Origin of the sequence: Arthrobacter sp. HS15c, assembly GCF_040812005.1 — a bacterium.
Lineage (GTDB): Bacteria > Actinomycetota > Actinomycetes > Actinomycetales > Micrococcaceae > Arthrobacter.
This window is the reverse complement of the sequence record NZ_JBFOHM010000014.1, coordinates 87008-109238: the sequence shown is the minus strand read 5'-3', so window position 1 is coordinate 109238 and position 22231 is coordinate 87008. Positions and strand designations below refer to the sequence as shown.

General features: G+C 65.3%; 23 protein-coding genes, 2 tRNA genes and 1 other RNA gene. 18 read left to right on the top strand and 8 right to left on the bottom strand.

The window, feature by feature from the left end; all coding sequences use genetic code 11:
- The first annotated feature begins 544 nt into the window (after window positions 1-544).
- The 7 genes from ABV518_RS21495 (at window position 545) to ABV518_RS21465 (ending at window position 5537) form a co-directional block, all read left to right on the top strand.
- On the top strand, window positions 545-964 hold the full coding sequence (locus tag ABV518_RS21495; RefSeq protein ID WP_131133250.1) for a DUF3052 domain-containing protein: 420 nt from the start codon (window positions 545-547) through the stop codon (window positions 962-964).
- A 23-nt stretch (window positions 965-987) separates the two neighbouring features.
- Window positions 988-1479 (top strand): peroxiredoxin, encoded by a 492-nt coding sequence (locus tag ABV518_RS21490; RefSeq protein ID WP_367771397.1) that lies wholly within the window; start codon window positions 988-990, stop codon window positions 1477-1479.
- A 6-nt stretch (window positions 1480-1485) separates the two neighbouring features.
- A complete protein-coding gene (locus ABV518_RS21485) occupies window positions 1486-2406 on the top strand; it encodes an NAD-dependent protein deacetylase (RefSeq protein ID WP_367771393.1) in 921 nt (306 codons plus the stop codon).
- A 107-nt stretch (window positions 2407-2513) separates the two neighbouring features.
- Window positions 2514-2589: transfer RNA gene (locus tag ABV518_RS21480), tRNA-Val, on the top strand.
- Between the two features lie 92 nt (window positions 2590-2681).
- Complete coding sequence (locus ABV518_RS21475) at window positions 2682-2972, top strand: hypothetical protein (protein ID WP_367771391.1); 291 nt, start codon at window positions 2682-2684, stop codon at window positions 2970-2972.
- A 249-nt stretch (window positions 2973-3221) separates the two neighbouring features.
- Window positions 3222-4019, top strand: a complete 798-nt coding sequence (locus tag ABV518_RS21470) for an IclR family transcriptional regulator (protein ID WP_367771389.1) — start codon at window positions 3222-3224, stop codon at window positions 4017-4019.
- 168 nt (window positions 4020-4187) lie between these two features.
- A complete protein-coding gene (locus tag ABV518_RS21465; RefSeq protein ID WP_367771386.1) occupies window positions 4188-5537 on the top strand; it encodes an MFS transporter in 1350 nt (449 codons plus the stop codon).
- 239 nt (window positions 5538-5776) lie between these two features.
- Here ABV518_RS21465 and ABV518_RS21460 read toward each other — a convergent pair whose 3' ends face one another.
- Window positions 5777-6841: a D-2-hydroxyacid dehydrogenase gene (locus ABV518_RS21460; RefSeq protein WP_367771383.1), complete on the bottom strand. Its 1065-nt coding sequence runs from the start codon at window positions 6839-6841 to the stop codon at window positions 5777-5779.
- Between the two features lie 70 nt (window positions 6842-6911).
- Here ABV518_RS21460 and ABV518_RS21455 point away from each other — a divergent pair, with 70 nt between their 5' ends.
- From ABV518_RS21455 to ABV518_RS21445, 3 genes are read left to right on the top strand one after another with little or no spacing between them, the layout of a single operon-like run.
- On the top strand, window positions 6912-7841 hold the full coding sequence (locus ABV518_RS21455; RefSeq protein ID WP_367771380.1) for an NAD(P)-dependent oxidoreductase: 930 nt from the start codon (window positions 6912-6914) through the stop codon (window positions 7839-7841).
- Window positions 7838-8608: an SDR family oxidoreductase gene (locus tag ABV518_RS21450; protein WP_367771377.1), complete on the top strand. Its 771-nt coding sequence runs from the start codon at window positions 7838-7840 to the stop codon at window positions 8606-8608. The genes ABV518_RS21455 and ABV518_RS21450 overlap by 4 nt, the downstream gene beginning before the upstream one ends.
- Complete coding sequence (locus ABV518_RS21445; RefSeq protein WP_367771374.1) at window positions 8608-9675, top strand: L-idonate 5-dehydrogenase; 1068 nt, start codon at window positions 8608-8610, stop codon at window positions 9673-9675. The genes ABV518_RS21450 and ABV518_RS21445 overlap by 1 nt, the downstream gene beginning before the upstream one ends.
- Window positions 9676-9830: 155 nt before the next feature.
- Here the strand turns inward: ABV518_RS21445 and ABV518_RS21440 are convergent, their stop codons facing one another.
- Window positions 9831-10559 (bottom strand): FadR/GntR family transcriptional regulator, encoded by a 729-nt coding sequence (locus ABV518_RS21440; protein ID WP_131133241.1) that lies wholly within the window; start codon window positions 10557-10559, stop codon window positions 9831-9833.
- 243 nt (window positions 10560-10802) lie between these two features.
- Here ABV518_RS21440 and gndA point away from each other — a divergent pair, with 243 nt between their 5' ends.
- Together gndA and ABV518_RS21430 are read left to right on the top strand one after the other, a co-directional pair.
- Window positions 10803-12239, top strand: a complete 1437-nt coding sequence (gene gndA / locus ABV518_RS21435) for an NADP-dependent phosphogluconate dehydrogenase (RefSeq protein WP_367771371.1) — start codon at window positions 10803-10805, stop codon at window positions 12237-12239.
- 125 nt (window positions 12240-12364) lie between these two features.
- Window positions 12365-13201 (top strand): oxidoreductase, encoded by an 837-nt coding sequence (locus tag ABV518_RS21430; RefSeq protein WP_367771369.1) that lies wholly within the window; start codon window positions 12365-12367, stop codon window positions 13199-13201.
- Between the two features lie 3 nt (window positions 13202-13204).
- Here the strand turns inward: ABV518_RS21430 and epsC are convergent, their stop codons facing one another.
- The 3 genes from epsC to msrA form a co-directional block, all read right to left on the bottom strand.
- Window positions 13205-13789: a serine O-acetyltransferase EpsC gene (epsC, locus tag ABV518_RS21425; protein WP_310163404.1), complete on the bottom strand. Its 585-nt coding sequence runs from the start codon at window positions 13787-13789 to the stop codon at window positions 13205-13207.
- Window positions 13790-13828: 39 nt separating this feature from the next.
- Window positions 13829-14764: a cysteine synthase A gene (gene cysK / locus ABV518_RS21420; RefSeq protein ID WP_131133237.1), complete on the bottom strand. Its 936-nt coding sequence runs from the start codon at window positions 14762-14764 to the stop codon at window positions 13829-13831.
- Window positions 14765-14829: 65 nt separating this feature from the next.
- A complete protein-coding gene (gene msrA, locus ABV518_RS21415) occupies window positions 14830-15354 on the bottom strand; it encodes a peptide-methionine (S)-S-oxide reductase MsrA (protein ID WP_131133236.1) in 525 nt (174 codons plus the stop codon).
- Between the two features lie 99 nt (window positions 15355-15453).
- Between msrA and ABV518_RS21410 the strand changes: the two genes are divergently transcribed.
- Together ABV518_RS21410 and ABV518_RS21405 are read left to right on the top strand one after the other, a co-directional pair.
- Window positions 15454-16377: a Nif3-like dinuclear metal center hexameric protein gene (locus tag ABV518_RS21410; RefSeq protein ID WP_367771363.1), complete on the top strand. Its 924-nt coding sequence runs from the start codon at window positions 15454-15456 to the stop codon at window positions 16375-16377.
- Window positions 16378-16437: 60 nt separating this feature from the next.
- A complete protein-coding gene (locus tag ABV518_RS21405) occupies window positions 16438-17175 on the top strand; it encodes a zinc ribbon domain-containing protein (protein WP_367771360.1) in 738 nt (245 codons plus the stop codon).
- A 65-nt stretch (window positions 17176-17240) separates the two neighbouring features.
- Here ABV518_RS21405 and ABV518_RS21400 read toward each other — a convergent pair whose 3' ends face one another.
- Window positions 17241-18005, bottom strand: coding sequence for a YaaA family protein (locus tag ABV518_RS21400; protein WP_367771357.1), 765 nt, complete (start codon window positions 18003-18005; stop codon window positions 17241-17243).
- Window positions 18006-18061: 56 nt separating this feature from the next.
- On the opposite strand from ABV518_RS21400, the gene rnpB reads away from it, so the two are divergent.
- From rnpB to ABV518_RS21380, 4 genes are all read left to right on the top strand, one after another.
- Window positions 18062-18453: RNase P RNA component class A (gene rnpB / locus ABV518_RS21395), an RNA gene on the top strand.
- Window positions 18454-18721: 268 nt separating this feature from the next.
- Window positions 18722-20200, top strand: a complete 1479-nt coding sequence (locus tag ABV518_RS21390; RefSeq protein WP_367771354.1) for a glyceraldehyde-3-phosphate dehydrogenase — start codon at window positions 18722-18724, stop codon at window positions 20198-20200.
- A gap of 74 nt (window positions 20201-20274) precedes the next feature.
- The gene (locus tag ABV518_RS21385) at window positions 20275-20478 is read left to right on the top strand and encodes a hypothetical protein (RefSeq protein ID WP_310163411.1); all 204 of its coding nucleotides are present in this window, start codon (window positions 20275-20277) and stop codon (window positions 20476-20478) included.
- A 112-nt stretch (window positions 20479-20590) separates the two neighbouring features.
- Window positions 20591-21388, top strand: a complete 798-nt coding sequence (locus ABV518_RS21380) for an HNH endonuclease family protein (protein ID WP_367771351.1) — start codon at window positions 20591-20593, stop codon at window positions 21386-21388.
- A 15-nt stretch (window positions 21389-21403) separates the two neighbouring features.
- Here the strand turns inward: ABV518_RS21380 and def are convergent, their stop codons facing one another.
- On the bottom strand, window positions 21404-21976 hold the full coding sequence (gene def, locus ABV518_RS21375; RefSeq protein WP_310163413.1) for a peptide deformylase: 573 nt from the start codon (window positions 21974-21976) through the stop codon (window positions 21404-21406).
- A 123-nt stretch (window positions 21977-22099) separates the two neighbouring features.
- Window positions 22100-22172: transfer RNA gene (locus tag ABV518_RS21370), tRNA-His, on the bottom strand.
- Window positions 22173-22231 lie beyond the last annotated feature (59 nt).

The following is a 22231-nucleotide window of genomic DNA, read 5'->3' as shown; positions in this document are numbered from 1 at the left end:
CTGTTCCCTGATCAGCGAATCCAGGGACTCAACCCACTCGGCGGTCTCTTCCGGATCACGATCAGGCAGCTGGTTAGTCAACCCGCTGAGGATATGGGAGGTATCTTCTCCTGCAGCCACGTCCAACCTCTCTTTGCGCGCATTCATCGGCGCCCCCAGGCCGGGCAGGGTGTGTCCGGCGTGAATGCGACGTGTGCGACGTATCGGTTACAACAGCCCGGTCATGTGCGCCGGGCAGGGTCCTATCACGCCTATGTCTGCATAGAGTTCCAGGGCGGTCGCCCCGCAGGCATAGTTGTCACCGATCACTCTAGCTGTGACTCCAGCGCGATGCGTAGCCGCGCCTTCGGCACCGCTGTTGTATTTCGCCGTCATACTGGTTGTGTGACGAAAAGCCGCTGCGATGCGGGTTGGCGGTGCCGGATGTGACGCAGAATATGGCGGATCGCGGTACGGGCAGCTTGAAGCGCAGGCACAAAGGGTGTTGGCTTGGAGTAATGGAAATCACTATGCGCACTGCATGTATTAGGCATTGGAGGAACACGTGAGCGAGGCCGACGCCGCCACTTCGGTAAATGTGGCGGAAAAATTGGGTTTCAAAAACGGGGATCTGATTCAGGAGTTCGGTTACGACGACGACGTCGATTTCGACTTACGTGACGATATTGAGGACCTGACCGGGTCCGAACTCCTGGACGAGGACGACCACGACGTCGTTGACGCTGTCATCTTCTGGTGGCGCGACGGCGACGGTGACCTGGTCGACACGCTCATGGATTCCCTGACCACCCTGAGCGAGACCGGAGTTGTCTGGGTCCTGACTCCCAAGTCCGGGCGGAAGGGTTATGTCTCTCCCGCCGAAATACAGGAAGCAGCACCCACGGCCGGGCTTCACCTGACCACCTCCGCCGGCGTTTCCAAGGACTGGAGCGCAACCCGGCTGGTCAGCAAGAAGAATAAGTGACGTCCGGACTCGCCGCTGGCGGCTTGACCCTGCAGGGGAGCACGGACCTGCCGGTCCCTGCCGTCGGCGAGTCCGCACCGGACTTTGAGCTGGCCAATCAGTATGGTGAGCCCGTCCGGCTGTCATCCTTCCGCGGCCAGAACGTCGTCCTGGTCTTCTATCCGTTCGCGTTTTCCGGCATTTGCACGGGCGAGCTGTGCGAGATCCGTGACAACCTTGGGGACTTCGAGGATGCCAACGCCACTGTCCTGGCCGTCTCTGTGGACAGTAAATTCAGCCTGCGGGCCTATGCGGAGCAGGAAGGCTACAGCTTCGACCTGCTCGCGGACTTCTGGCCCCACGGCTCGGTAGCCAGCGAGTATGGCGTCTTTGACGCCGGGAGCGGCATGGCACGGCGCGGAACTTTCATCATCGACGCCTCGGGTGTTATCCGTTACGTGGTGGTAAACCCCCGCGGCCAGGCCCGCGACCTGTCCGCCTACCGTGAAGCCTTGGCGGGCCTGGACCGGGCCTGACAACAGATGGAGCCGCGCAGGCACGGAGTAGGGCTGACGGGGTTTGCCAGCCTGCCTGTTGCCGGCCCTGCCGCCCTGTCAGCCGCTGATCTCGAAGTCCTCGACCGGATCCGTAACCTTCTCGCCGGCAAGCGCATCGCGCTGTTGACCGGTGCAGGGTTGAGTACTGATTCGGGGATTCCCGACTACCGGGGTCCCGATTCGGCGCCGCGGTCACCCATGACGTACCAGGAGTTCGTTGGTGACCCGGCCAACCGGCAACGGTACTGGGCCCGGAACCACATCGGCTGGTCGCACCTCCGGCATGCCGATCCCAATGCGGGGCACCGTGCGGCGGCAGAACTGGAGCGCCGCGGCCTGCTCACCGGCCTCATTACCCAGAATGTGGACCGCCTGCACGAAGAAGCCGGCAGCGTCAACGTCGTTGACCTTCACGGCCGCTTCGACCAGGTTGTCTGCCTGGAGTGCCGCCGCACGTATTCGCGGCGCCTGCTCGCGGGAATGTTGGAGGAGCTCAATCCAGGCTTCCTGGAACACGCCAGCGCGTCCGGTCTGGTGGAGATGGCCCCGGACGCTGACTCGACCGTTGAGGACCAGGCCCTGATTGGCAGCTTTGTCGTGGCAGTCTGCCCGGCGTGCGGAGGCACGCTCAAGCCGGACTTCGTCTATTTCGGCGAAAACGTTCCGAAGGACCGGGTAGCGCGGTCCTACGCGATGGTGGACGACGCCGACGTGCTCCTGGTTGCGGGATCCTCACTCACGGTGATGAGCGGGTTGAGGTTCGTCCGGCACGCCGCCAACGACGGAAAACCAGTTGTCATCATCAACAGGGGAGCCACCCGCGGGGACGACCGCGCCACTATCAAGCTCCATGCCGGCGTCAGTGAATCGCTGGCGTGGCTGGCCGAGGAACTGCCGCCGTTGTGAAACGCCGGTGCGGAGCCGTTTATGCTGCCGATTCGCTTTTGGCCAGCACCCTCAGGTAGAGTCTATGTTCGTTGGTTGACGCGCAGTGACGCGGAAATCAGCCCCATGGGTCTTTAGCTCAGCTGGTAGAGCGCCACGTTTACACCGTGGATGTCATCGGTTCGATCCCGGTAGGACCCACCAGGCAAAACCCCGTTGTTCCAGTCCACACGGCAGGAACGGCGGGGTTTTTTGGTGCCTGCTTTATTGTCAGTGCCCGCCCGTACGGTGCAGGCATGGAACATGTGGTGCTGATGACATCAGCAAGCGGAGCGCCCACAACGGTGGTCACCAGCGGAAGAAAGTGGGCCGTCAGCGCCGAACCCGTCCGGTGGTTTGAACGCGTCAGCTGGTGGGAAGCCCAGCGGCGCATGCCCCGGGGATTGAGCCGTGTGGACGTAGAGGTCCTGCAGGTCCAGGTACGGCTGGGAAGCAATCCCAATTCGGCATTGACCACCATGACACTGGTGCGGGACGGGCTCGGCGGCAGCTGGAGGCTCAGGGGGTCCGTGGCGGACGCGGCCTGAGTGAGTTCCGTCCGGGCATTGGAAAACCCTCCACCGCGACTATTGGGGGATGCCGCGGTGGAGGGTCTGAGATGAATATACCGTGAACTCCCGGAAACAAAAAATGTCACGTGCGCAATGCGCCATGTTTTTCGCCGACGTGTCATAAAGGCCAACCGGCCGCACCTTCCAGCCATTATGATGGTTTGTGTTCAGTGGAATGAACACTGTGACTCACCACCGCACTGGCGCGCCGATTGAAGGAGAATCATGGCCGATTCCCGTACACCCCGATCCTCCGACGGCTTGGGGAGCGCGTCGCCTGCGCCGGCGGTCACTCGCGCCGCCGCGGTCCTGGAGGCCTTGGCAGCCTCAGCCACCGGCCGGTTGACGCTCAGCGACCTGTCCCGCGAACTCGGTATTCCCAAATCCTCCACTTCCAACCTGATGCTTGCACTCGAGGAAGCACGGCTGATCAACCGCCAGGGCGCCGACTTCACCCTGGGCCGCAAACTTGTGGAACTGGGTGCTGCTTACTTGAGCCGGCTCGACGAAGTCCAGGAGTTCTACCGCTTCTGCGAGCAGGCGCCCACCCTTTCCGGCGAGACGGTCCGCATCGCGATGCTGGACGGAACCAACGTGATATACCTTGCCCGGTATGAGGGCCATCCTGCCGTGCGGCTTACCTCCAACATTGGCGACAAGATGCCCGTTTCGCTCTGCGCTGTTGGAAAAGCGTTGATCGCCCGGCTCCACGACCACGACATTGACGCCATGTTCGCCGATGATGACGAGCTTCCTGTCCTGACCCCTAAGTCGCTTAGGACCGGAGCGGAGCTCAAGGCCCAGCTTGAGACGATCCGCGAGCAGGGTTACGCCTTCGAGGACGAGGAATCCACCACGGGAGTGGTCTGCCTGGCCGTCTCCGTGCCGACCCGGGGTGCACACGGTCCCAGTCTTGGCCTGTCCGTGACCGCCCTCAAGGCGACATATTCCGCGGAACAGGGCGCCCAGATGGTCAAGGAACTTAAGGAGCTGGCCCGATCCCTGGGCAACCCCATGGGCTGACTGCACCCAAAATACGGGCAGCTGCGTCGCAAAACGAAGAAATTTCAGCCGACCACTTGCCCGCTGTTCAACTTGCTGTACTCTGTTCAATATAGTGATCCGCACAACAGGTGCCATTGCTAACCCACCAGGCCAACGGGGGTCTGGAGTGTTTTTGAGGGAGTTCCAGTGACAACTCGTACTAAATCACCGCAGGCTGACGTGGACGGCGCCGTCGTCGATCCCGAGCAGCTGCGCCGGGCAACGCTTGCCAGCTCAGTGGGCTCCGCCCTGGAGTACTACGACTTTTACATCTACGGCCTGGCCTCGGCCCTGATCTTTGGGCCACTCTTCTTCTCTCCGCTGGGCGAGAGCGGCGCAGTCATCGCCTCGTTCGCCACCTACGGCGTGGGCTTCGCTGCCCGGCCCTTCGGCGGAGTTGTCTTCGGCTACATCGGCGACCGCTACGGCCGCAAGATGGTTCTGATCCTCACCATCGGGCTGATGGGCATGGCCAGCTTCGCCATCGGCCTGCTGCCGACCTTCGAACAGGCCGGGATGGTGGGAGCGGTGCTCCTGGTGGCCCTCCGCATCCTTCAGGGTCTGGGCGCCGGCGCCGAGCAGGCCGGCGCCACAACGCTGATCTCAGAAGTGGCCCCGCGCCGCCGTCGTGGTTTCTTCGCCTCCCTGCCGTTCGTCGGCATCCAGCTCGGGACGCTCCTCGGTGCCGGTACCTTCGCCCTGATGGCGCTGGCCGACAAGGAGGTCCTGCAGGGCTGGCTGTGGCGCGTGCCCTTCCTGGCCAGCGTCATCCTGATTATCATCGCCGTGTTCATCCGGCTGCGCCTGAAGGAGACCCCGGTCTTCCAGGAGCTCGAAAAGCACAAGGCCGTGGTCAAGAACCCGGTAGGCCAGATCTGGAAGCACTCCAAAAAGAACGTGCTCATCGGGATCGGCCTGCGGATGGGCGAAAACGGAAACTCTTCCATCTACTCCGCGCTCCTGGTGTCCTTCATCAGCATGCCCGCCGGAATCTTTGCCGGCGATAAGTTCATCGGCCCGACAGGCCTCCTCATCGCCGCCGGATTCGCCGCCGTCATGGTGGTCACCTTCGGTGCCCTCTCCGACCGGTTCGGCCGTGTGCCCGTCTACCGCTATGGAGCCCTCTTCCAGGCCATCATCGCCCTGCCGGCCTTCTACCTGGTCACCCTGGGCAACGTCACGCTGGTCTGGGCGGTCATGGTGGTGGGCATCGCCCTGGGTGTCCAGTCCATGCTCGGCCCCCAGTGCGCACTGCTGCCGGAGCTCTTCGGTTCCCAGCACCGCTTCACCGGCGTGGCCCTGAGCCGCGAACTCTCGGCGGTCCTCGCCGGCGGCTTCGCGCCCATGATCGGCGTGGCGCTCCTGGCGGCCACCGGCCACTCCTGGCTGGTCCCTGCGCTCTACTCGCTGGTCCTGGCGCTGATCTCCTTCGGGACAACGTTCTTCACCCCGGAGACCAACGGCCGTGATCTGGTCCTCGTGGAGGACGCCAGCTAGCCACACCTCAGTTACACAGGAAGGTGGCCACCCCGGCAGCGGGGAGGCCACCTTCCGGCGTTAACAGCGCGAACGAACACCTGGGGCCCAGGCCGTCCGCTTGAGTTCCCCTTATGCGGCACCCGCCGGCAGTCCCGCCAGCAGGAGCGGTCCTGCAGGACCGCCGACACGAAAGAGCCCCTGCCGGGGACTCCTGATTCAGGAGTCCCCGGCAGGGGCTCTGCCGTGCGAAGGACGGATCAGTAGAAGTGGACGGTGTCCACGAGGTGCGGGAGGTCGCCGCCGTCGAGGAACGTGCGCAGGTTGCTGCTGAAGCGCTCCGCGATCAGGCGGTTCTCCGCGGCGCTCAATGCGGACGTATGCGGCGACACCATAACTTTGGGGTGGTGCCAGAGCGGGCTGTCCGCGGGGAGCGGTTCGACGGCGAAGACGTCCAGGCAGGCGTATGACACCTGGCCGTTCTCCAGTGCCTCCAGCAGGGCATCCTCGTCCACCACGGTGCCGCGGCCGACGTTAACGAAAACCGTCCCCGGCTTCATGGCGGAAAAGACGTCCCGGTTGAAGAGGCGCTCCGTGAACGGTGTGCCCGGCAGGGTGTTCACGACGGCGTCGGCGGAGGCCAGCAGCCCGGCAAGCCCGTCGTTGTCGGAGACCTGTTCGATTCCCTCGATCGGCTCCACTGTGCGCTTGGTACCGCTGACCTTCATGCCCAGGGCCCGGGCGATCCTTGCCGTTTCCAGGCCGATTTCTCCCAGTCCGGTGACCACCAGCGTGGATCCGCTGACCAACCGGGTGGGGGTGCGCAGTTCCGGCCATACCTTGGCGGCCTGGTCCTGCGCGAGTTCGGCGCTGCGTTTGAAACCGTTGAGGATTCCGAGGGCAGCGAACTCGGCCAGGGGCAGGGAGTGGACACCGGCGGAGGTGGTGACTTTGAACTTCTGCAGGGTTTCCTGGTCCAGCCCCGAGGCCTTGACCGCGCCGCCTGCGCCGGCTGCCATGCAGTGCACCCACTGGAGGTGCGGGTTCTCACGCGCAATCCGGGCCAGCCCGGCGGCGTTTTCGTTGGGCATGCCATACAGGACCTGGGCCCGGTTGAGCATGGACCAGTAACGCTCTTCCTGCTCCGGCGTGCGGCGGAAGTCGGGGTCGCCCGAGTGGTCTGCCGGGAAACGTTCCGGGGGCAGCAGTTCGGGTTCGTAGAGGACGGTAACGGAAGGATCTACGGCGCGGATGCGGTCAACGAGCTCAGCTTCGAGCGGGACGGCGATAGCGACGGTGGTTTCAGACGTCATGGTGTTCATCATACTGAATGGAGGCTAGGATATTGAACAGATTTCTCTTCATTAACCACGATGATGTGAGGCGGAGCCATACATGGACAACAAAACTGCGGGCTTTGTCGGCCTGGGGCACATGGGCAGGCCCATGGCCGCCAATCTCCTCCGCGGCGGCTGGGACGTTACGCTCTGGAACCGGTCGGCCGGTGCCCTTGAGGACCTCGAGAACCTTGGTGGCCGGCGGACGCCGAACGTCGCCGACATGCGCGATCTGCCGGTCATTGTCTTTATGCTGCCGGACATGCCGTTCATCGAGGAGGCGGCCGCCGGGCTTCTGGAGAGCTGGCGCGCTGCACCACCCCGGTCCGGCACCGCCGTAGTGATCATGAGCAGTGTTTCGCCCTCGGGCGTGCAGGACTTCGGCCGTGACGTGCAGCGGGCCAGCCACGGCAACGCTGCGGTGGTGGATGCCCCGGTGAGTGGCGGAACGGCCGGAGCCGTGGACGGGACGCTGGCGATCATGGCCGGCGGCGCCGCCGCAGACTTCAACAGGCTGGAGCCGCTCTTCAGCGCCATGGGAACCACCGTGCGCCACATGGGCGCGCTGGGGGCCGGATCCCTTGCCAAGGCCTGCAACCAGCTCATCGTGGGAACGACGACGGCGGCACTCGCCGAAGCCGCGGAACTCGCCGAACGCTCGGGCATGGATCCTGCGGCCCTGTTCGAGGTCCTGGCCGGCGGCCTCGCGGCCAGCCGCGTCCTGGAGGTGGTGGGGCCCCGGTTGGTCAGCAAGGACTACAGGCCCACAGGCCCGGCCAAGTTCATGCACAAAGACCTCTCCTTTGTCCTTGACTCGGCCCGCACGGCGGGCGCGGCCGTGCCCATGGCGGCTGCCGGCGTCGAACTTTATGCCGAACTCAAGCGCCAGGGCCTCGGTGACCAGGACCTGGCAGTGGTCCGGCAGGCAATTTCACAACTCAGCGATGCGCACGCGGGCAGCGCCACGGAAGGATCGGTTTCAGCATGAGCGGGCTTTTTGATTTGACGGGGCGGGTTGCCCTGGTGACGGGGTCGAGCCGGGGGATCGGCAACGCGCTGGCCCGGGCACTGGCCGACGCCGGTGCGACGGTGGTGCTGAACGGCATCAATGCCGGGCGGCTCAAGGACGCCGCGGCGGCGATGGCCGCCGACTACGCCCCGGGCCGGGTGCACAGCATCGCCTTTGATGTCACCTCCGATACTGAGGCGGCGCGGGGTGTTGCGTGGGTGGAGGAGCATGTAGGGCCGCTGGAGATCCTGGTGAACAACGCCGGGATCCAGCACCGGGTGCCGATGCTGGATTTGGACGTCGCGGATTGGGAGCGGGTGATCACGACGGACCTGACCAGCGCGTTTTTGGTGGGCCGGGAGGCTGCCCGGCACATGATCCCCCGGGGCAGGGGGAAGATCATCAACATCTGCTCGGTGCAGACCGACCTGGCCCGCCCGACCATCGCGCCTTATGTGGCGGCGAAGGGCGGGCTGCGGAACCTGACCCGCGCGATGACCGCGGAGTGGGCCGCCTCGGGGCTGCAGATCAACGGAATCGCGCCGGGGTATATCCACACCGAGATGACCCAGAACCTGGTGGACGATGAAGAGTTTAATTCCTGGATCCTGGGGCGGACGCCGGCGCACCGGTGGGGCACGGTGGGTGACCTTGCCGGGCCGGCGGTGTGGCTGGCCTCGGACGGGTCGGACTTCGTGAACGGGCAGACGATCTTTATCGATGGCGGAATGACGGTGGTGGTCTGATGCCCGCGAACACAACACTTCCCGTGTCGGGTTTGGCGGTGGTGGCGCACGCGAAGGGGGACCTGCGCGTCGATGAGGTGCCGTTGGCGGCGCCTGCCCCGGATGAGGCGGTGGTCGAGGTTCGCTACGGCGGGATCTGCGGTTCTGACCTGCATTACTGGCTGCATGGTGCGGCGGGGGAGTCGATCCTGAAGGCTCCGCTGGTGCTGGGGCATGAGATTTCCGGTGTGGTGGTCCGCGCCGCGGCGGACGGCACCGGCCCGGTGGCGGGGATTCCGGTCGCGGTGCACCCTGCCACCCCCGGCCCCGGCACAGGTGATGTCCGCTACCCGGCGGACCGGCCCAACCTCTCCCCGGGATGCACGTACCTGGGGTCCGCGGCACGGTTCCCGCACACCGACGGGGCGTTCAGCCGGTATGTGAACCTGCCGGCACGGATGCTCCGGGCACTCCCGGCGGCCTTGGATCTGCGGACGGCGGCGTTGATCGAACCCGCCTCGGTGGCCTGGCACGCCGTCGCCCGGGCCGGGGACGTGGCTGGTAAGACCGCGCTGGTGATCGGGTCCGGACCCATCGGCGCGCTGACCGTCGCGGTGCTGAAGCGGGCCGGCGCGGCCCGGATCACCGCGGTGGACATGCATCCCAGGCCGCTGGAAATCGCTGCCGCCGTCGGCGCTGACGAGGTGATCACCGCCGGTGACGCGGACGCGATCGCCGCGGTCCAGGCCGACGTCGTGATTGAATCTTCCGGCAGCCACCACGGACTGGCCTCGGCCATCCAGGGCGCCGCCCGCGGCGGGACCGTGGTCATGGTCGGGCTGCTGCCCACCGGCCCGCAGCCGGTCCTGATCTCCCTGGCCATCACCCGGGAACTGGACCTCAAAGGCTCGTTCCGGTTCAATGACGAGATCGACGACGTCATCGCCGCCCTCGCCGACGGCACCCTCAAGATTGACCCTGTCATCACCCACGACTACCCCGTGGACCAGACACTCGAAGCCTTCGAAGTGGCCCGCAACTCCGCCGAATCCGGCAAAGTCCTCCTCAACTTCACCCCGCCAAGCTGAGATCCGGCGCCCGCGTCCATCGGCGCGAACGTGCACGTGAGGCCCGAAAGCCCGCTTCCATGCGCGAGCGGGCAGATAAAACCCTCAAAACCGAGTTTTGAGGGTAATACGTGCCAGCTCGCGCGTGGTTTAGGGCGCGAAGTGTACGTTCGCGCTTAGTCCCGGCGGACGGGGATAAAAACCCGCGGCTGGTCCGTCCAGGTGCCGGACATACGCGACATCGTCCGGCGCATGATCCGGTCCGAGGCCGCCCGGGCCGCAGGGGCATCCCCGGCGGCCACGGCTTCGGCCAGGTCCACGTGCCACTGCAGCGCACCCTCATGCGGGTGGTCCGGCATCAGGCCGTGCACGGTCCGGCCCGTGAGCGTCTCAGCCACCTGTCCCATCAGGTTCGCGAACATTTCGTTGCCTGACCCGGAAAGGAGCACCGAGTGGAACGCAATATCCAGCTCCAGGAACCGTGGCACGTCGCCCGAGTGGCCGGCGTCGCGCAGGTCATGGGCAATGTCCACCAGTTCGCGGCGCAGGCGGGCCGGCGCGTTGAGGGCAGCCAGCTCGGCGGCCGCCGGTTCGACGGCGGACCGCAGCTCGGCGAGGGAGCGCAGCTGGGCGCCCCGGCCGTCGCCGGAGAGCCGCCAGCGGATCACCTGCGCGTCGAAGGGATTCCAGCGGCTGGACGGCAGGACCTTGATTCCCACCCGTTTGGTGGTCTCGACCAGGCCCAGGGATTGCAGCACCCGGACGGCTTCGCGGATAACTGAGCGTGAAACCTTCAGTTCGTCCTCCAGCTGCTCCGCCAGCATGATATGGCCGGTGGGAAGCTCGCCGGCGACGATCCGGGTGCCCAGGTTCTCGATGGCACGGTGGTGCAGGCTGGTTGACATAAAGACAAGCCTAATAGGGTTCCTGCCCGCAGAACCGCCAGGCCGGACCGCCGGCGGAGCCACCGGGGAGCCGCCGACCTAGACTGGCTGTGACGGCCGGCGTTCCACAAAGTGGGCGTTACTTTCCCGAAACCGTTTGAATATATATGCTTTATTCGGATCCCTTGGTTCGCAACTGCACGCTCCGCGGTCAAAGCGGGGCCACCTGCACATCCATTGCACAGAAATGAATTGGAGTTTTTGATGTCAGCACACATCGGTGTCACCGGCCTTGCGGTGATGGGAGCCAACCTGGCGCGTAACCTGGCCCGGAACGGCTTCACCGTTGCCCTGCACAACAGGTCGGTAGAAAAGACTGACGCACTGCTGGAAAAGCACGGCACGGACGGCGACTTCGTCCGCACCGAGACCCTGCAGGAACTGGTGGACTCGCTGGAGAAGCCGCGCCGCGTCCTCATCATGGTCAAGGCCGGCAAGCCGGTCGACTCGGTCATCGAACAGCTTGAACCGCTGCTCGAAGCCGGAGACATCATCATCGACGCCGGCAACTCGCACTACGAGGACACCCGCCGCCGCGAAGCCGCACTTGCCAAGAAGGACCTGCACTTTGTAGGCGTTGGCGTTTCCGGCGGCGAAGAAGGCGCACTGAACGGCCCCTCCATCATGCCCGGCGGCTCGAAGGAATCCTACGACGCCCTCGGCCCGCTGCTGGAGAAGATCTCCGCCAAGGTCGACGGCGAGCCCTGCTGCGCCTGGATTGGCACCGACGGCGCCGGCCACTTCGTCAAGATGGTCCACAACGGCATCGAATACGCCGACATGCAGGTCATTGGTGAAGCATTCGACCTCCTTCGCTCGGGTGCAGGCATCGAGCCCGCCGAGCAGGCCAAGATCTTCACCGAATGGAACAAGGGCGACCTCTCGTCCTTCCTGATCGAAATCTCCGCCGAGGTCCTGGGCCACGTTGACGCCAAGACCGGCAAGCCGTTCGTGGACGTCGTCGTTGACGCGGCAGGCCAGAAGGGTACCGGACGCTGGACGGTCATCTCCGCCCTGGAACTCGGCTCCCCGGTCTCCGGCATCGCCGAGTCCGTGTTCGCCCGTGCCCTGTCCTCCCAGGCCGAACAGCGCAGGCTCGGCCAGGAGCTGCTGGCCGGCGAGGAAGCCGCCGTGGAAATCCCCGACACCTTCGTCGAGGACGTCCGCCAGGCGCTGTACGCCTCCAAGCTGGTCTCCTACGCCCAGGGACTGGACATGCTGACCTCCGCTGCCAAGGAATACAGCTGGGACCTCAAGCTGGACGAGATTGCCTCCCTGTGGCGTGCAGGCTGCATCATCCGCGCTGAACTGCTCAAGGACATCACCAAGGCCTACGCCGCCGAGGAGAAGCCCGCCAACCTGCTGTTCGCACCGGCCTTCACCAAGGCCATCGCGGAGGCACTTCCGGCCTGGCGCCGCGTGGTCGCCACCGCCGTGCAGCTGGGCATCCCCGTGCCGGTCTTCTCGTCCTCGCTCGCGTACTACGACGGCCTGCGCCGCAAGCGCGTCGCCGCCGCCCTGATCCAGGGCCAGCGCGACCTCTTCGGAGCCCACACCTACGGCCGTGTTGACTCCGAGGGCACGTTCCACACCCTCTGGGGCGAAGACAAGTCCGAAATCGAAGCTGTGGATACGCACTAGTTTTCGGCTAACGCCGCGGCACATTGCTGCGGCACCTGCGGCCGGCAGTTCCCCGATACTCTGGGAGCAGCCGGCCGTTGCTGTTCCGGGGCAACTGCGGTACCCGTCCAGCGAGGGAGTCCAGCATGGCCCAGCCAGTAGCGTTCGTCACCGGAGCATCCACCGGGATCGGCTTCGAAGCCGCCAGGAAACTCAGCAGCAACGGGTTCACGGTCTACGCCGGGGCACGCCGCGTGGACCGGATGGAACCGCTCAAGGCCCTCGGAGTCCATGTCCTGTCGCTGGACGTGACGGACGATGAATCGATGCGCGCCGCCGTCGTCCGCGTTTTGGAGGAACGCGGGCGGATAGACGTCCTGGTCAACAATGCCGGGTACGGCTCATTCGGCGCGTTGGAAGAAGTGGACCTGGCCGAAGGGCGGCGCCAGTTCGACGTCAATGTGTTTGGCCTGGCGAGGATGACCCAACTGGTCTTACCGGCCATGCGGAAAGCCGGCCGGGGACGGATCATCAACATCTCGTCCATCGGCGGCAAATTCTATGAGCCGCTCGGCGCCTGGTATCACTCCACGAAGTTCGCCGTAGAGGGCATGAGCGACGCATTGCGGCTCGAACTGAAGCCGCACGGCATCAGCGTCTCCATCATTGAACCGGCCAGCACCGTTTCCGAATGGGGAGGGATCGCGGCCGAGGGGCTGCTGGCCACCAGCGGAACAGGGCCCTACGCCTCACAGGCGCGGGAGATGGCCGGCGCACTGGACTCCACCAACCGGCCCGAAACGTCCACGCCTCCGGAAGTCATCGCAGAAGCCGTGCTGCATGCGGCCAGCGCCGCACGGCCCCGGAGCCGCTACCCCGTGGGGCGCGGCGCCCGGGCCATCCTGACGCTGAGGCGGATCCTGCCGGACCGGCTCTTCGACCCCGTGGTCATGCTTGTACTCAAACGGGTGGCGGCCGGGTAAACGTCAGATGCGGTATTCGATGTCGTACTCGGCCGGATCCACCGCTGGCGTGGTTTCACGCTGCGCGTCCCGGTGGCGCCACTTGGCCGGCACGCCGGTAACGATCGATTCCGGCGGCGCGTCCTTCACCACAACGGCGTTGGCACCGACAGCGCTGTCCCGGCCGATGGTGATCGGCCCCAGGATCTTGGCCCCGGCGCCGATGGTCACCCGGTCCTCGATGGTGGGGTGGCGCTTGACCTTGGCCAGGGAACGGCCGCCCAGCGTCACACCGTGGTAGATCATGACGTCCTCGCCGATTTCGGCGGTCTCGCCGATGACCACGCCCATGCCGTGGTCAATAAAGAAGCGCCGTCCGATCGTGGCGCCGGGGTGGATCTCGATCCCGGTCAGGAAGCGGCCCAGCTGGGAAACGAGCCGTGCCGGGAAGCGCAGGGCGGGGTTCTGCCACAGGCGGTGCGTCAGCCGGTGGATCCAGATGGCATGCAGCCCTGAATAGGCGAAAAAGTTCTCAAAAGAACCTCGAGCCGCCGGGTCGTGGGACCGGGCGGCGTCGAGGTCTTCCTTCAGTCTTGCGAAAAAGCCCACAAAGTTCTTTCTACAGGAAACGGGGCGACAAGGGGCTAATCAGCCGCGGATGTCGTCATAGAGCACGGTGGAGATGTAACGCTCGCCGAAGTCGCAGACAACGGCGACGATCAGCTTGCCGGCGTTCTCGGGGCGCTTGGCCAGTTCCAGGGCGCCCCAGACGATCGCGCCGGAGGAAATGCCGCCGAGGATGCCTTCCTTGACGCCGAGTTCGCGGGCAACGCGCACGGAGTCCTCAAGGGTGGCGTCGAGGACCTCGTCGTAGACGTTGGTGTCCAGGATTTCCGGGACGAAGTTGGCACCGATGCCCTGGATCTTGTGCGGGCCGGGAGCGCCGCCGTTCAGGATGGCGGAGTCCTTCGGTTCGATGGCGACGATCTGGACCTCAGGCTTGCGCTCCTTCAGGACCTGGCCGACGCCGGTGATGGTGCCGCCGGTGCCGATGCCGGCGACGAAGATGTCCACCTTGCCGTCGGTGTCCGTCCAGATCTCTTCAGCGGTGGTGGTGCGGTGGATCTCGGGGTTGGCCTCGTTGGCGAACTGCTGGGCCCAGATGGAGTTCTCCGTGTTGGCCACGATTTCCTGGGCCTTCTCCACGGCGCCGCGCATGCCCTCGGACCCCGGGGTCAGCACAATCTCGGCGCCGAACGCGCGCAGCATGACACGGCGTTCCGTGGACATGGTTTCCGGCATGGTCAGGATGACTTTGTAGCCGCGGGCGGCGCCCACCATGGCCAGCGCGATGCCGGTGTTACCGGACGTGCCTTCAACGATGGTCCCGCCGGGCTTGAGGGCGCCGGACTTCTCGGCGGCGTCGACGATGGCAACACCGATACGGTCCTTGACACTGTTGGCCGGGTTGTAGAACTCAAGCTTGACGGCGACAGTGGCACCCAGGCCTTCGCTCAGCCGGTTCAGGCGGACCAGCGGAGTGCCGCCGACCAGCTGCGTTACGTCGTCATAGATCCGTGCCATGTGGATATGCCTATCTCTCAAGAGTGAATACTGAGGTCAGCCTAACGATGGCGGCGCAACCGTTGCTAAGCATTAAGCCATGCAGAGTAATATTTCCTGGCCTTGGCCAGTTTGGGGTTGATGATCACCTGGCAGTAGCCCTGTTCCGGGTGCTTGGCGTAGTAGTCCTGGTGGAAGTCCTCCGCCACGTGGAACCGGGGGAGGCGGCTGACCTCGGTGACGATCGGGTGCGACCACAGCGCCTGGTTCCGTTCGATCGCCTCCTCGAACAGGATTTTCTCCTCCGTGGTCTCGTAGAACATGGACGAGCGGTACTGCGTGCCGACGTCGTATCCCTGGCGGTTGAGCGTGGTGGGATCGTGCAGGACAAAGAACATGTCCAGGATGACCTCGGCAGGGATCACGGCCTCGTCAAAGGTCACTGCCACCACCTCGGCATGCCCGGTGGTCCCGTTGCAGACAGAGTAGTAGTCGGGATACGGGTCGTGGCCGCCGGTGTAGCCGGAAATCACCGAACTGACGCCCTTGGTTTTTTGATAGACAGCGTCGAGGCACCAGAAGCAGCCCCCGCCAAGAACAAAAGTTTTCATGACCTCTTCAATGGTTGAGCGCCCCGGATGATTCCCTGACCACCCTACGAGACTGTGGCACATGCGGGCCAGGGCCAGTGATGGGGTAAAACTGAGACTATGGAACCTGTAGACACCGGCGTTACAGATGCCGAACCGCACGACGACGGCACCCCCCGGGAGGATGCCCTCGTCGCGGATGAGGCGGCCCCGCCCACGCTGGGGCAGGTGCTGCTGGCGGTGGAGGAACTGTGGCCCGAATCTCTTGCCGAGAGCTGGGACGAAGTGGGCCTCGTGGCCGGACGGCCTTCGGCCCCTGTCACGCGGGTGATGTTCGCCGTCGATCCCACCCTGGAAGTCATCGAGGAAGCCGTGGAGTGGGGCGCCGAACTGCTCATCACCCACCACCCTTTGCTCCTCCGGGGCGTCACGTCCGTTGCGGCGACAACCGCAAAAGGCAAGGCAATCCACCGGCTGATCGAGTCCGGAACCGCCCTGCTGACCGTCCATACCAATGGTGATTCCGCCGTCGGCGGTGTCTCCGATGTCCTGGCGGACGCACTGGGACTGGAGGGAGTGGCACCCCTGACACTCGCCAGCAACGGACTGCCGGAAGAGGGCATCGGCCGTGTGGGCGACCTGCCCGACGTGATGAGCCTCGGGGACTTCGCCGCACGCGTTTTTGGCATCCTGCCGTCCGTGGCCGGGGGAGTGCGCGTGTCCGGGGACAAGGACGGGCTGGTGCGCAGGATCGCGGTCTGCGGCGGCGCCGGCGATTCGCTGTTCAACGAGGTCCGCGCGAGCAATGCGGACGTCTTCGTGACCGCTGACCTCCGCCACCACCCTGCGTCCGAGGCCCGGGAAGGGGCAGTAAACGGCCGGCCCTACCTTATTGACGTCTCCCACTTCGCGAGCGAGTGGCTCTGGCTGCCGGCGGCGGCGTCCGCGCTGGGCAACGTGCTCACTGACCAGGGCCACGACGTGGAGATCCAGGTCAGCTCCACCAACAGCGATCCGTGGGACTTCATACTCACTCCGGGCTAGAGTCTATAGAGCGCCGATACGGTGCCCGGCTCCGGCCGGTGGGATCAAGCGGAGGTAACAGTGGCTAAGGCAGCACCGGCGGAACAGTTGAAGTTGCTCGAACTGCAGGGGCTCGACGCCAAGCTGAAGTCGCTCACGAACCGGCGCCGCACGCTGGACACGGATCCGCGGATCACCGACCTCCAGTCGGCACTTTCGGTCGCCAACGGTGAACTTGGCGCCGCCAAGGTGGCCGTCCACGACGCCGAGACCGAGCTGAAGCGGGCAGAGGCCGACGTCGAACAGGTCGCCTCCCGGATCGAGCGCGACGAAGCCCGGCTGAACAGCGGAACGGGGTTGTCCAAGGACCTGGTGGCCCTGCAGAAGGACATCGCGTCGCTCAACAGGCGCCGGTCGGACCTTGAAGACGTGGAGCTGGAAGTCATGGAGCGGCTGGACTCGCTCCGCGCCAGGCAGGCGTCCCAGCAGCTGATCGTGGACAGCATCCAGGGCTCGTTCGGCGGAATCCGCGCCGAGCTCGACGAAGCCCTGGCCGAGGTGGACGCCGAAGCGACGGTGGTCCGCGGCAAACGCACTGAATTCGCTGCCACGCTCGACGCTGGGATGCTGGCGATCTACGAAAAAACGCTGGCCAAGCGTGGAGTGGGCGCGGCACGGCTGTTCCACGGAACGTCCGAGGCCTCCGGAATGAAGCTCAGCCCGGGTGACCTGGCCGAGATCAAGGCAGCAGCCGAAGACGACATCGTCTTCTGCCCGGACTCGGGCGCCATCCTGGTCCGCTCCGCCGAGTGGAACTAGGCTAGCCTGGGCCCACGCCGCCAGGGTCCCTGGCCGAGCTTGCGAGGCGAGGGTGGCGGTGGGCACTAGTTGGACAGGATGATGTTCAGCGCGTGCGGCTTCCGCGCTGAACCCTCCACAAGCTCCGCGTCCCACTTTTCGCGGGCCGCCTTCAGCAGTTGCGACGGCGTCTGCGGGGCGTGGCCGCGGCGGACCAGCAGGTGCCTCGCCAGTTCGCCGCGGGTGTGCTTCGCGAAGTGGCTCACCACCTTGCGCACGCCGTTCACCTCCGTGAACACGTTGACGGCCACCGTCTGCGCCGGCGGCGGGGCCCACGCCGCGGAGTAGGTGCTGGAGCGGCAGTCCACCAGCAGGTGCCCCGCGGACGCCTCGGCGAGGGCCTCCGAGAGTTGCGGTTTCCAGAACGAGGCGAGGCGGCCGACGTCGGGCAGTGCCGTTCCCATCGACAGCCGGTACGCGGGCACGCGGTCGGCAAAGCGGATGGCGCCCCACAGCGCGGACACCACCAGCACCGAACCGTCGGCCTTCCGTCGCTGCGCCGGTGTCAGCGTCTTGTACCCGAGGGCGTCGTACAAAACGCCCGAATAGATCTGGTGGGCAGGAGCCGCCGGTTCCGCGTGCAGCCGGGTGTTGCGTTCGACGTCTTCCTTCAGCGATGCCCCGACGCCCAGCAGTGCGAGGGCGTCCTCGTGGGCGCTCACCGTTCCCAGCGCCTCAAGGACCTTGGCCCGGTACGTGTTCAGCGCCGGGAAGCTCAGGGAAGGCCAGTCGACGGCGGATCCACGGACTGCGGGGGTCTTGCCTTCAGAGGGGGGAAGCAGAATCAGCACCGTACGATCCTACCGGCGACTTCCGGCCCCGTTCCGACGGTAGAATGGACGCCGGATGGGTTGACCAGGCGGCCGCGCGTCACGCAAGTGGCTCGAGGAACGTCCGGGCTCCACAGGGCAGGGTGGTGGGTAACGCCCACTCGGGGTAACCCGCAGGCCAGTGCCACAGAGAACAGACCGCCTGGATCGCGCCGTTTTGAAAGCGGCACGAAGCAGGTAAGGGTGAAACGGTGGTGTAAGAGACCACCAGCTTCCCGGGTGACCGGGAAGGCTAGGTAAACCCCACCCGGAGCAAGGCCAGACAGGACACGTTTGAGGGCTGCCCGCCCGAGTGTCCGGGTAGGCCGCTGGAGGGCGTCGGCAACGGCGTCCGTAGATGGATGGCCGCTACTCCCGCGCTGGTAACGGCACGGGAGCACAGAACCCGGCGTATCGGTCAACCCATCCCACCAACCCCCAGCCGGGCAGCCCGGCGCCGCATGTGAGTGACTTCACGCCCGTGGGGGACGTTCAGGGCCCCCCTCCAGCCTAGAATGGAGAGCGAACGTAGAAGTTCTGCCGCCGGGTCTGCGTTCGCAGCCGGTGGCTTTTCTTTGCGCTTCTCCAAGGTGTCCGGGGTGGACCGAATCCCCGCCGACGCTCGCGCCCCGGAACACCTCCGGCGGCCGCCCTCCGCGTACGAGGACGTATGTGGTTGACCCAAGGAAGGTAGTTCTGTGAGCCAGACGTCAGATTCTTGTCTTGATACGTGGATGGGCCGGGAGGCACTCGCCGAGGCCATGATTCCGGTGATCGGCCGGCTGTACCGCGAAAACAATGTGGTGACCAGCATTCACGGCCGCAGCCTGATCAACAAGTCCACCATGAACATCCTGAAGGCGCACCGGTTCGCCCGCCGCATGAGCAAGGATGAGCTGCTCCTGGAGGAGACAGCCCCGCTGCTGAACACGCTCGCCGGCCTGGAACTGGGCGCGGCAGCGATCGACATCGCCCGCCTGAACCAGAAGTTCAAGGCTGAGGGCGACGGCGCCACCCTGGAAGAGTTCCTCCGCGCCGAACTGGCCGAGGTAGTGGGCAAGCGCGGCGCCGACGACCGCACCAGCACCGACGTTGTGCTCTACGGTTTCGGCCGGATCGGACGCCTCCTGGCCCGCCTCCTCATCGAAAAGGCAGGCGGCGGCCACGGCCTGCGCCTGCGCGCCATCGTGGTGCGCCGCGGCTCGGACAAGGACCTCTCCAAGCGCGCCAGCCTGCTGCGCCGCGACTCGGTCCACGGATCCTTCGAAGGCACCATCCGCGTGGACGAGGATGCCAACACCATCACCGCCAACGGCGTCCAGGTCCAGGTCATCTACTCGGACAACCCGGCCACCATCGACTACACCGCCTACGGCATCCACAACGCGCTCGTGGTGGACAACACCGGCCGCTGGCGCGACGCCGAAGGCCTGTCCCAGCACCTGCAGAGCAAGGGCGTTGCCCGCGTGCTGCTGACCGCTCCGGGCAAGGGCGCGCTGAAGAACATCGTGCACGGCATCAACCACGGCAGCATCGAGGACACGGACCAGATCGTGTCCGCAGCGTCCTGCACCACGAACGCCATCACCCCGGTCCTGAAGGCCATCAACGACAAGTTCGGCGTGATCCACGGCCACGTTGAAACAGTCCACTCCTTCACCAACGACCAGAACCTGATCGACAACTTCCACAAGGGCGACCGCCGCGGCCGCTCCGCCGCGCTGAACATGGTCATCACCGAAACCGGAGCGGCCACCGCTGTGGCGAAGGCACTGCCCGAACTTCAGGGCAAGCTTTCCGGCAGCTCCATCCGCGTCCCCACGCCGGACGTCTCGCTGGCCATCCTCAACCTCAGCCTGGAAAACGGCACCACCAAGGATGAGGTGAACAACTATCTGCGCCAGATGTCCCTGCATTCGGACCTCCGCAAGCAGATTGACTACATCGATTCGCCCGAGGTTGTTTCCACGGACTTCGTCGGATCACGCCGTGCCGGCATCGTTGACGGCCTGGCCACCATCTCCAACGACAAAAACGTCATCCTCTACGTCTGGTACGACAACGAATTCGGCTACAGCTGCCAGGTGGTCCGGGTCATGGAAGAGATGGCAGGGGTCAACCCGCCGTCCTTCCCGGCGAAGGAACCTGCGGCAGCTCTCGCAGCCATCGCCGTCTGATTCCAGCTGAGGTTCCCTGCAGTTTCCCGGCTGGTTCTCTGGAATCAGCCGGGAAACGGGACCACACTGGTGGCATGGACAACGAAACTCTCCACGACACCACCCTGGAACACGCCCTTGATGTGGCTAAGGCCAACCATAAGGAGGCCGTCCGGCTCCTGGAGGATGCCCGGGCCGCCTATCAGGCGGGGGACATCCGCGAGGACCGCGTGCGCCAGCTCGAAGGGCTGCTTCAGGTTGCCGCTGAAGACCTCCGGAGGGTGACCCGGGAGCAGTAGCGGCCATCCCCGGCCGGCCACCTTTCCCCAACACTGTGGATATCGACCCCGGTGTCGGTGGGGTGGCCTAGGCTCTTCTGGTGCAGTACGTATCCGGAAGGGCGGGACGCCCGTGACCGTCAGCTGGTCTGCCTACCGAAAGGCGCGCCGGCGCTCCAGGCAGGCATGGGCCCTGCTGGTCCTCCTGGCCTGCGCCACAGTGGCCTTGGTGGCCTGGTTCTTCATGGCCGGCCAGTTCGCCGTGGCGGAACCGGCCATCGCCGGACCCACCGCGGCTCCCGTTTTCGATGCCGCCTTTATGAAACCTGTGGTCCCGGTACGGGCCGTGCCCCAGGGGAGTGCCCGCGAAGCACTCGAAGGGCTGCCGGTCAAGGGACGTGCGCCGAACGACAACTATGAGCGCGAAGCCTTCGGCCAGGCGTGGCTGGACGTCGACCGGAACGGCTGTGACACCCGCAATGACATCCTCCGCCGCGACCTGGCCGGCGTGGTGTTCACCGAAGGCTCAAAATGCCGGATCGCCGCCGGGACCTTCCATGAGCCCTACACTGGACAATTGGTGGATTTCCGCCGCGGCCAGGAAAGCAGCAAGGCAGTCCAGATCGACCATGTGGTGGCTTTGGGTGACGCCTGGCAGAAGGGTGCGCAGCAACTGACTCCGCAGCAGCGCCAAAGCCTGGCCAACGATCCTGTGAACCTCATCGCCGCCGACGGTCCCGCCAACCAGCAAAAAAGCTCCGGCGACGCCGCTACCTGGCTGCCGAAAAACAAGGCTTTCCGCTGCCACTACGTTGCCCGGCAGATCTCAGTAAAGGCAGCTTACGGGCTCTGGGTGACGCAGCCGGAGAAGGACGCCATGAAGCGTGTCCTGGACACCTGTCCGGACCAGTCCACTGTGACGGCGGGCTGAGGTCCGCCGACTGGGCTAGTGGCCGAAGGGATCCGGATCGACTCCGGGCATCCAGGTCAGGCCCGGAACGCCCCAGCCGCTTTTCTTGGCCTGCTTCATCGCCTTGCGGGCATAGCGGTCCATAAGCCGGTTGACGTAGAGCTTTCCGTCGAGGTGGTCGTATTCGTGCTGGATCACCCGGGCGAACCAGCCGGTGGCCTCAAATTCGACCGGCTGCCCATGGCCGTCGAAGCCCTGGACCCGGGCCCATTCGGCGCGCTTCAACGGGTACTGGCCGCCGGGGAAGGAGAGGCAGCCCTCCTCTTCCTCGTCAGGATCAGGAAGGGCCCCGGAAATCTTGGACAGCGTCAGGACGGGGTTGACCAAGACCCCGGTGGGGGGAGCGCCGTCATCGTTGGCGAACTTGTAGACAAAGATCCGCTTGCCCACGCCGACCTGCGGCGCCGCGAGTCCCACGCCGTTTGCGGCGTCATTGGTTTCGAACATGTCGGCAATCAGGGTCCGGAGTTCGTCGTCGAACACGTCCACTTCGGAGGCCCGGCGGTGCAGGACCGGTTCCCCCCAGATGGTGATCGGCATAACTGTCATCTTCAGCATCCCTTCGGCGTGCGGCCCGGTCTCTATTACCGGGCGCGGGACAAAAACAAAGGAGGCCGCACCGGATATCCGGTGCGGCCTTCTTTTTGGACGGTGTTCGTACCATCCTGTGAGGGTGAGCTACGGGGGTTGAACCCGCGACCTCCTGGACCACAACCAGGCGCTCTGCCAACTGAGCTAAGCCCACCATGTGCCTTGCTGGTTACCGGCTGACCGGCGCCCTTGAAAGGCAACTCAAATAGCTTA

Coding starts and splice junctions, on each gene's coding strand:
- ABV518_RS21485 (WP_367771393.1), top strand. CDS start 1,486: ATGGAGCCGCGCAGGCACGGAGTAGGGCTGACGGGGTTTGCCAGCCTG.
- ABV518_RS21475 (WP_367771391.1), top strand. CDS start 2,682: ATGGAACATGTGGTGCTGATGACATCAGCAAGCGGAGCGCCCACAACG.
- ABV518_RS21470 (WP_367771389.1), top strand. CDS start 3,222: ATGGCCGATTCCCGTACACCCCGATCCTCCGACGGCTTGGGGAGCGCG.
- ABV518_RS21460 (WP_367771383.1), bottom strand. CDS start 6,841: ATGATGAACACCATGACGTCTGAAACCACCGTCGCTATCGCCGTCCCG.
- ABV518_RS21455 (WP_367771380.1), top strand. CDS start 6,912: ATGGACAACAAAACTGCGGGCTTTGTCGGCCTGGGGCACATGGGCAGG.
- ABV518_RS21450 (WP_367771377.1), top strand. CDS start 7,838: ATGAGCGGGCTTTTTGATTTGACGGGGCGGGTTGCCCTGGTGACGGGG.
- ABV518_RS21445 (WP_367771374.1), top strand. CDS start 8,608: ATGCCCGCGAACACAACACTTCCCGTGTCGGGTTTGGCGGTGGTGGCG.
- ABV518_RS21440 (WP_131133241.1), bottom strand. CDS start 10,559: ATGTCAACCAGCCTGCACCACCGTGCCATCGAGAACCTGGGCACCCGG.
- gndA (WP_367771371.1), top strand. CDS start 10,803: ATGTCAGCACACATCGGTGTCACCGGCCTTGCGGTGATGGGAGCCAAC.
- ABV518_RS21430 (WP_367771369.1), top strand. CDS start 12,365: ATGGCCCAGCCAGTAGCGTTCGTCACCGGAGCATCCACCGGGATCGGC.
- cysK (WP_131133237.1), bottom strand. CDS start 14,764: ATGGCACGGATCTATGACGACGTAACGCAGCTGGTCGGCGGCACTCCG.
- msrA (WP_131133236.1), bottom strand. CDS start 15,354: ATGAAAACTTTTGTTCTTGGCGGGGGCTGCTTCTGGTGCCTCGACGCT.
- ABV518_RS21410 (WP_367771363.1), top strand. CDS start 15,454: ATGGAACCTGTAGACACCGGCGTTACAGATGCCGAACCGCACGACGAC.
- ABV518_RS21385 (WP_310163411.1), top strand. CDS start 20,275: ATGGACAACGAAACTCTCCACGACACCACCCTGGAACACGCCCTTGAT.
- def (WP_310163413.1), bottom strand. CDS start 21,976: ATGACAGTTATGCCGATCACCATCTGGGGGGAACCGGTCCTGCACCGC.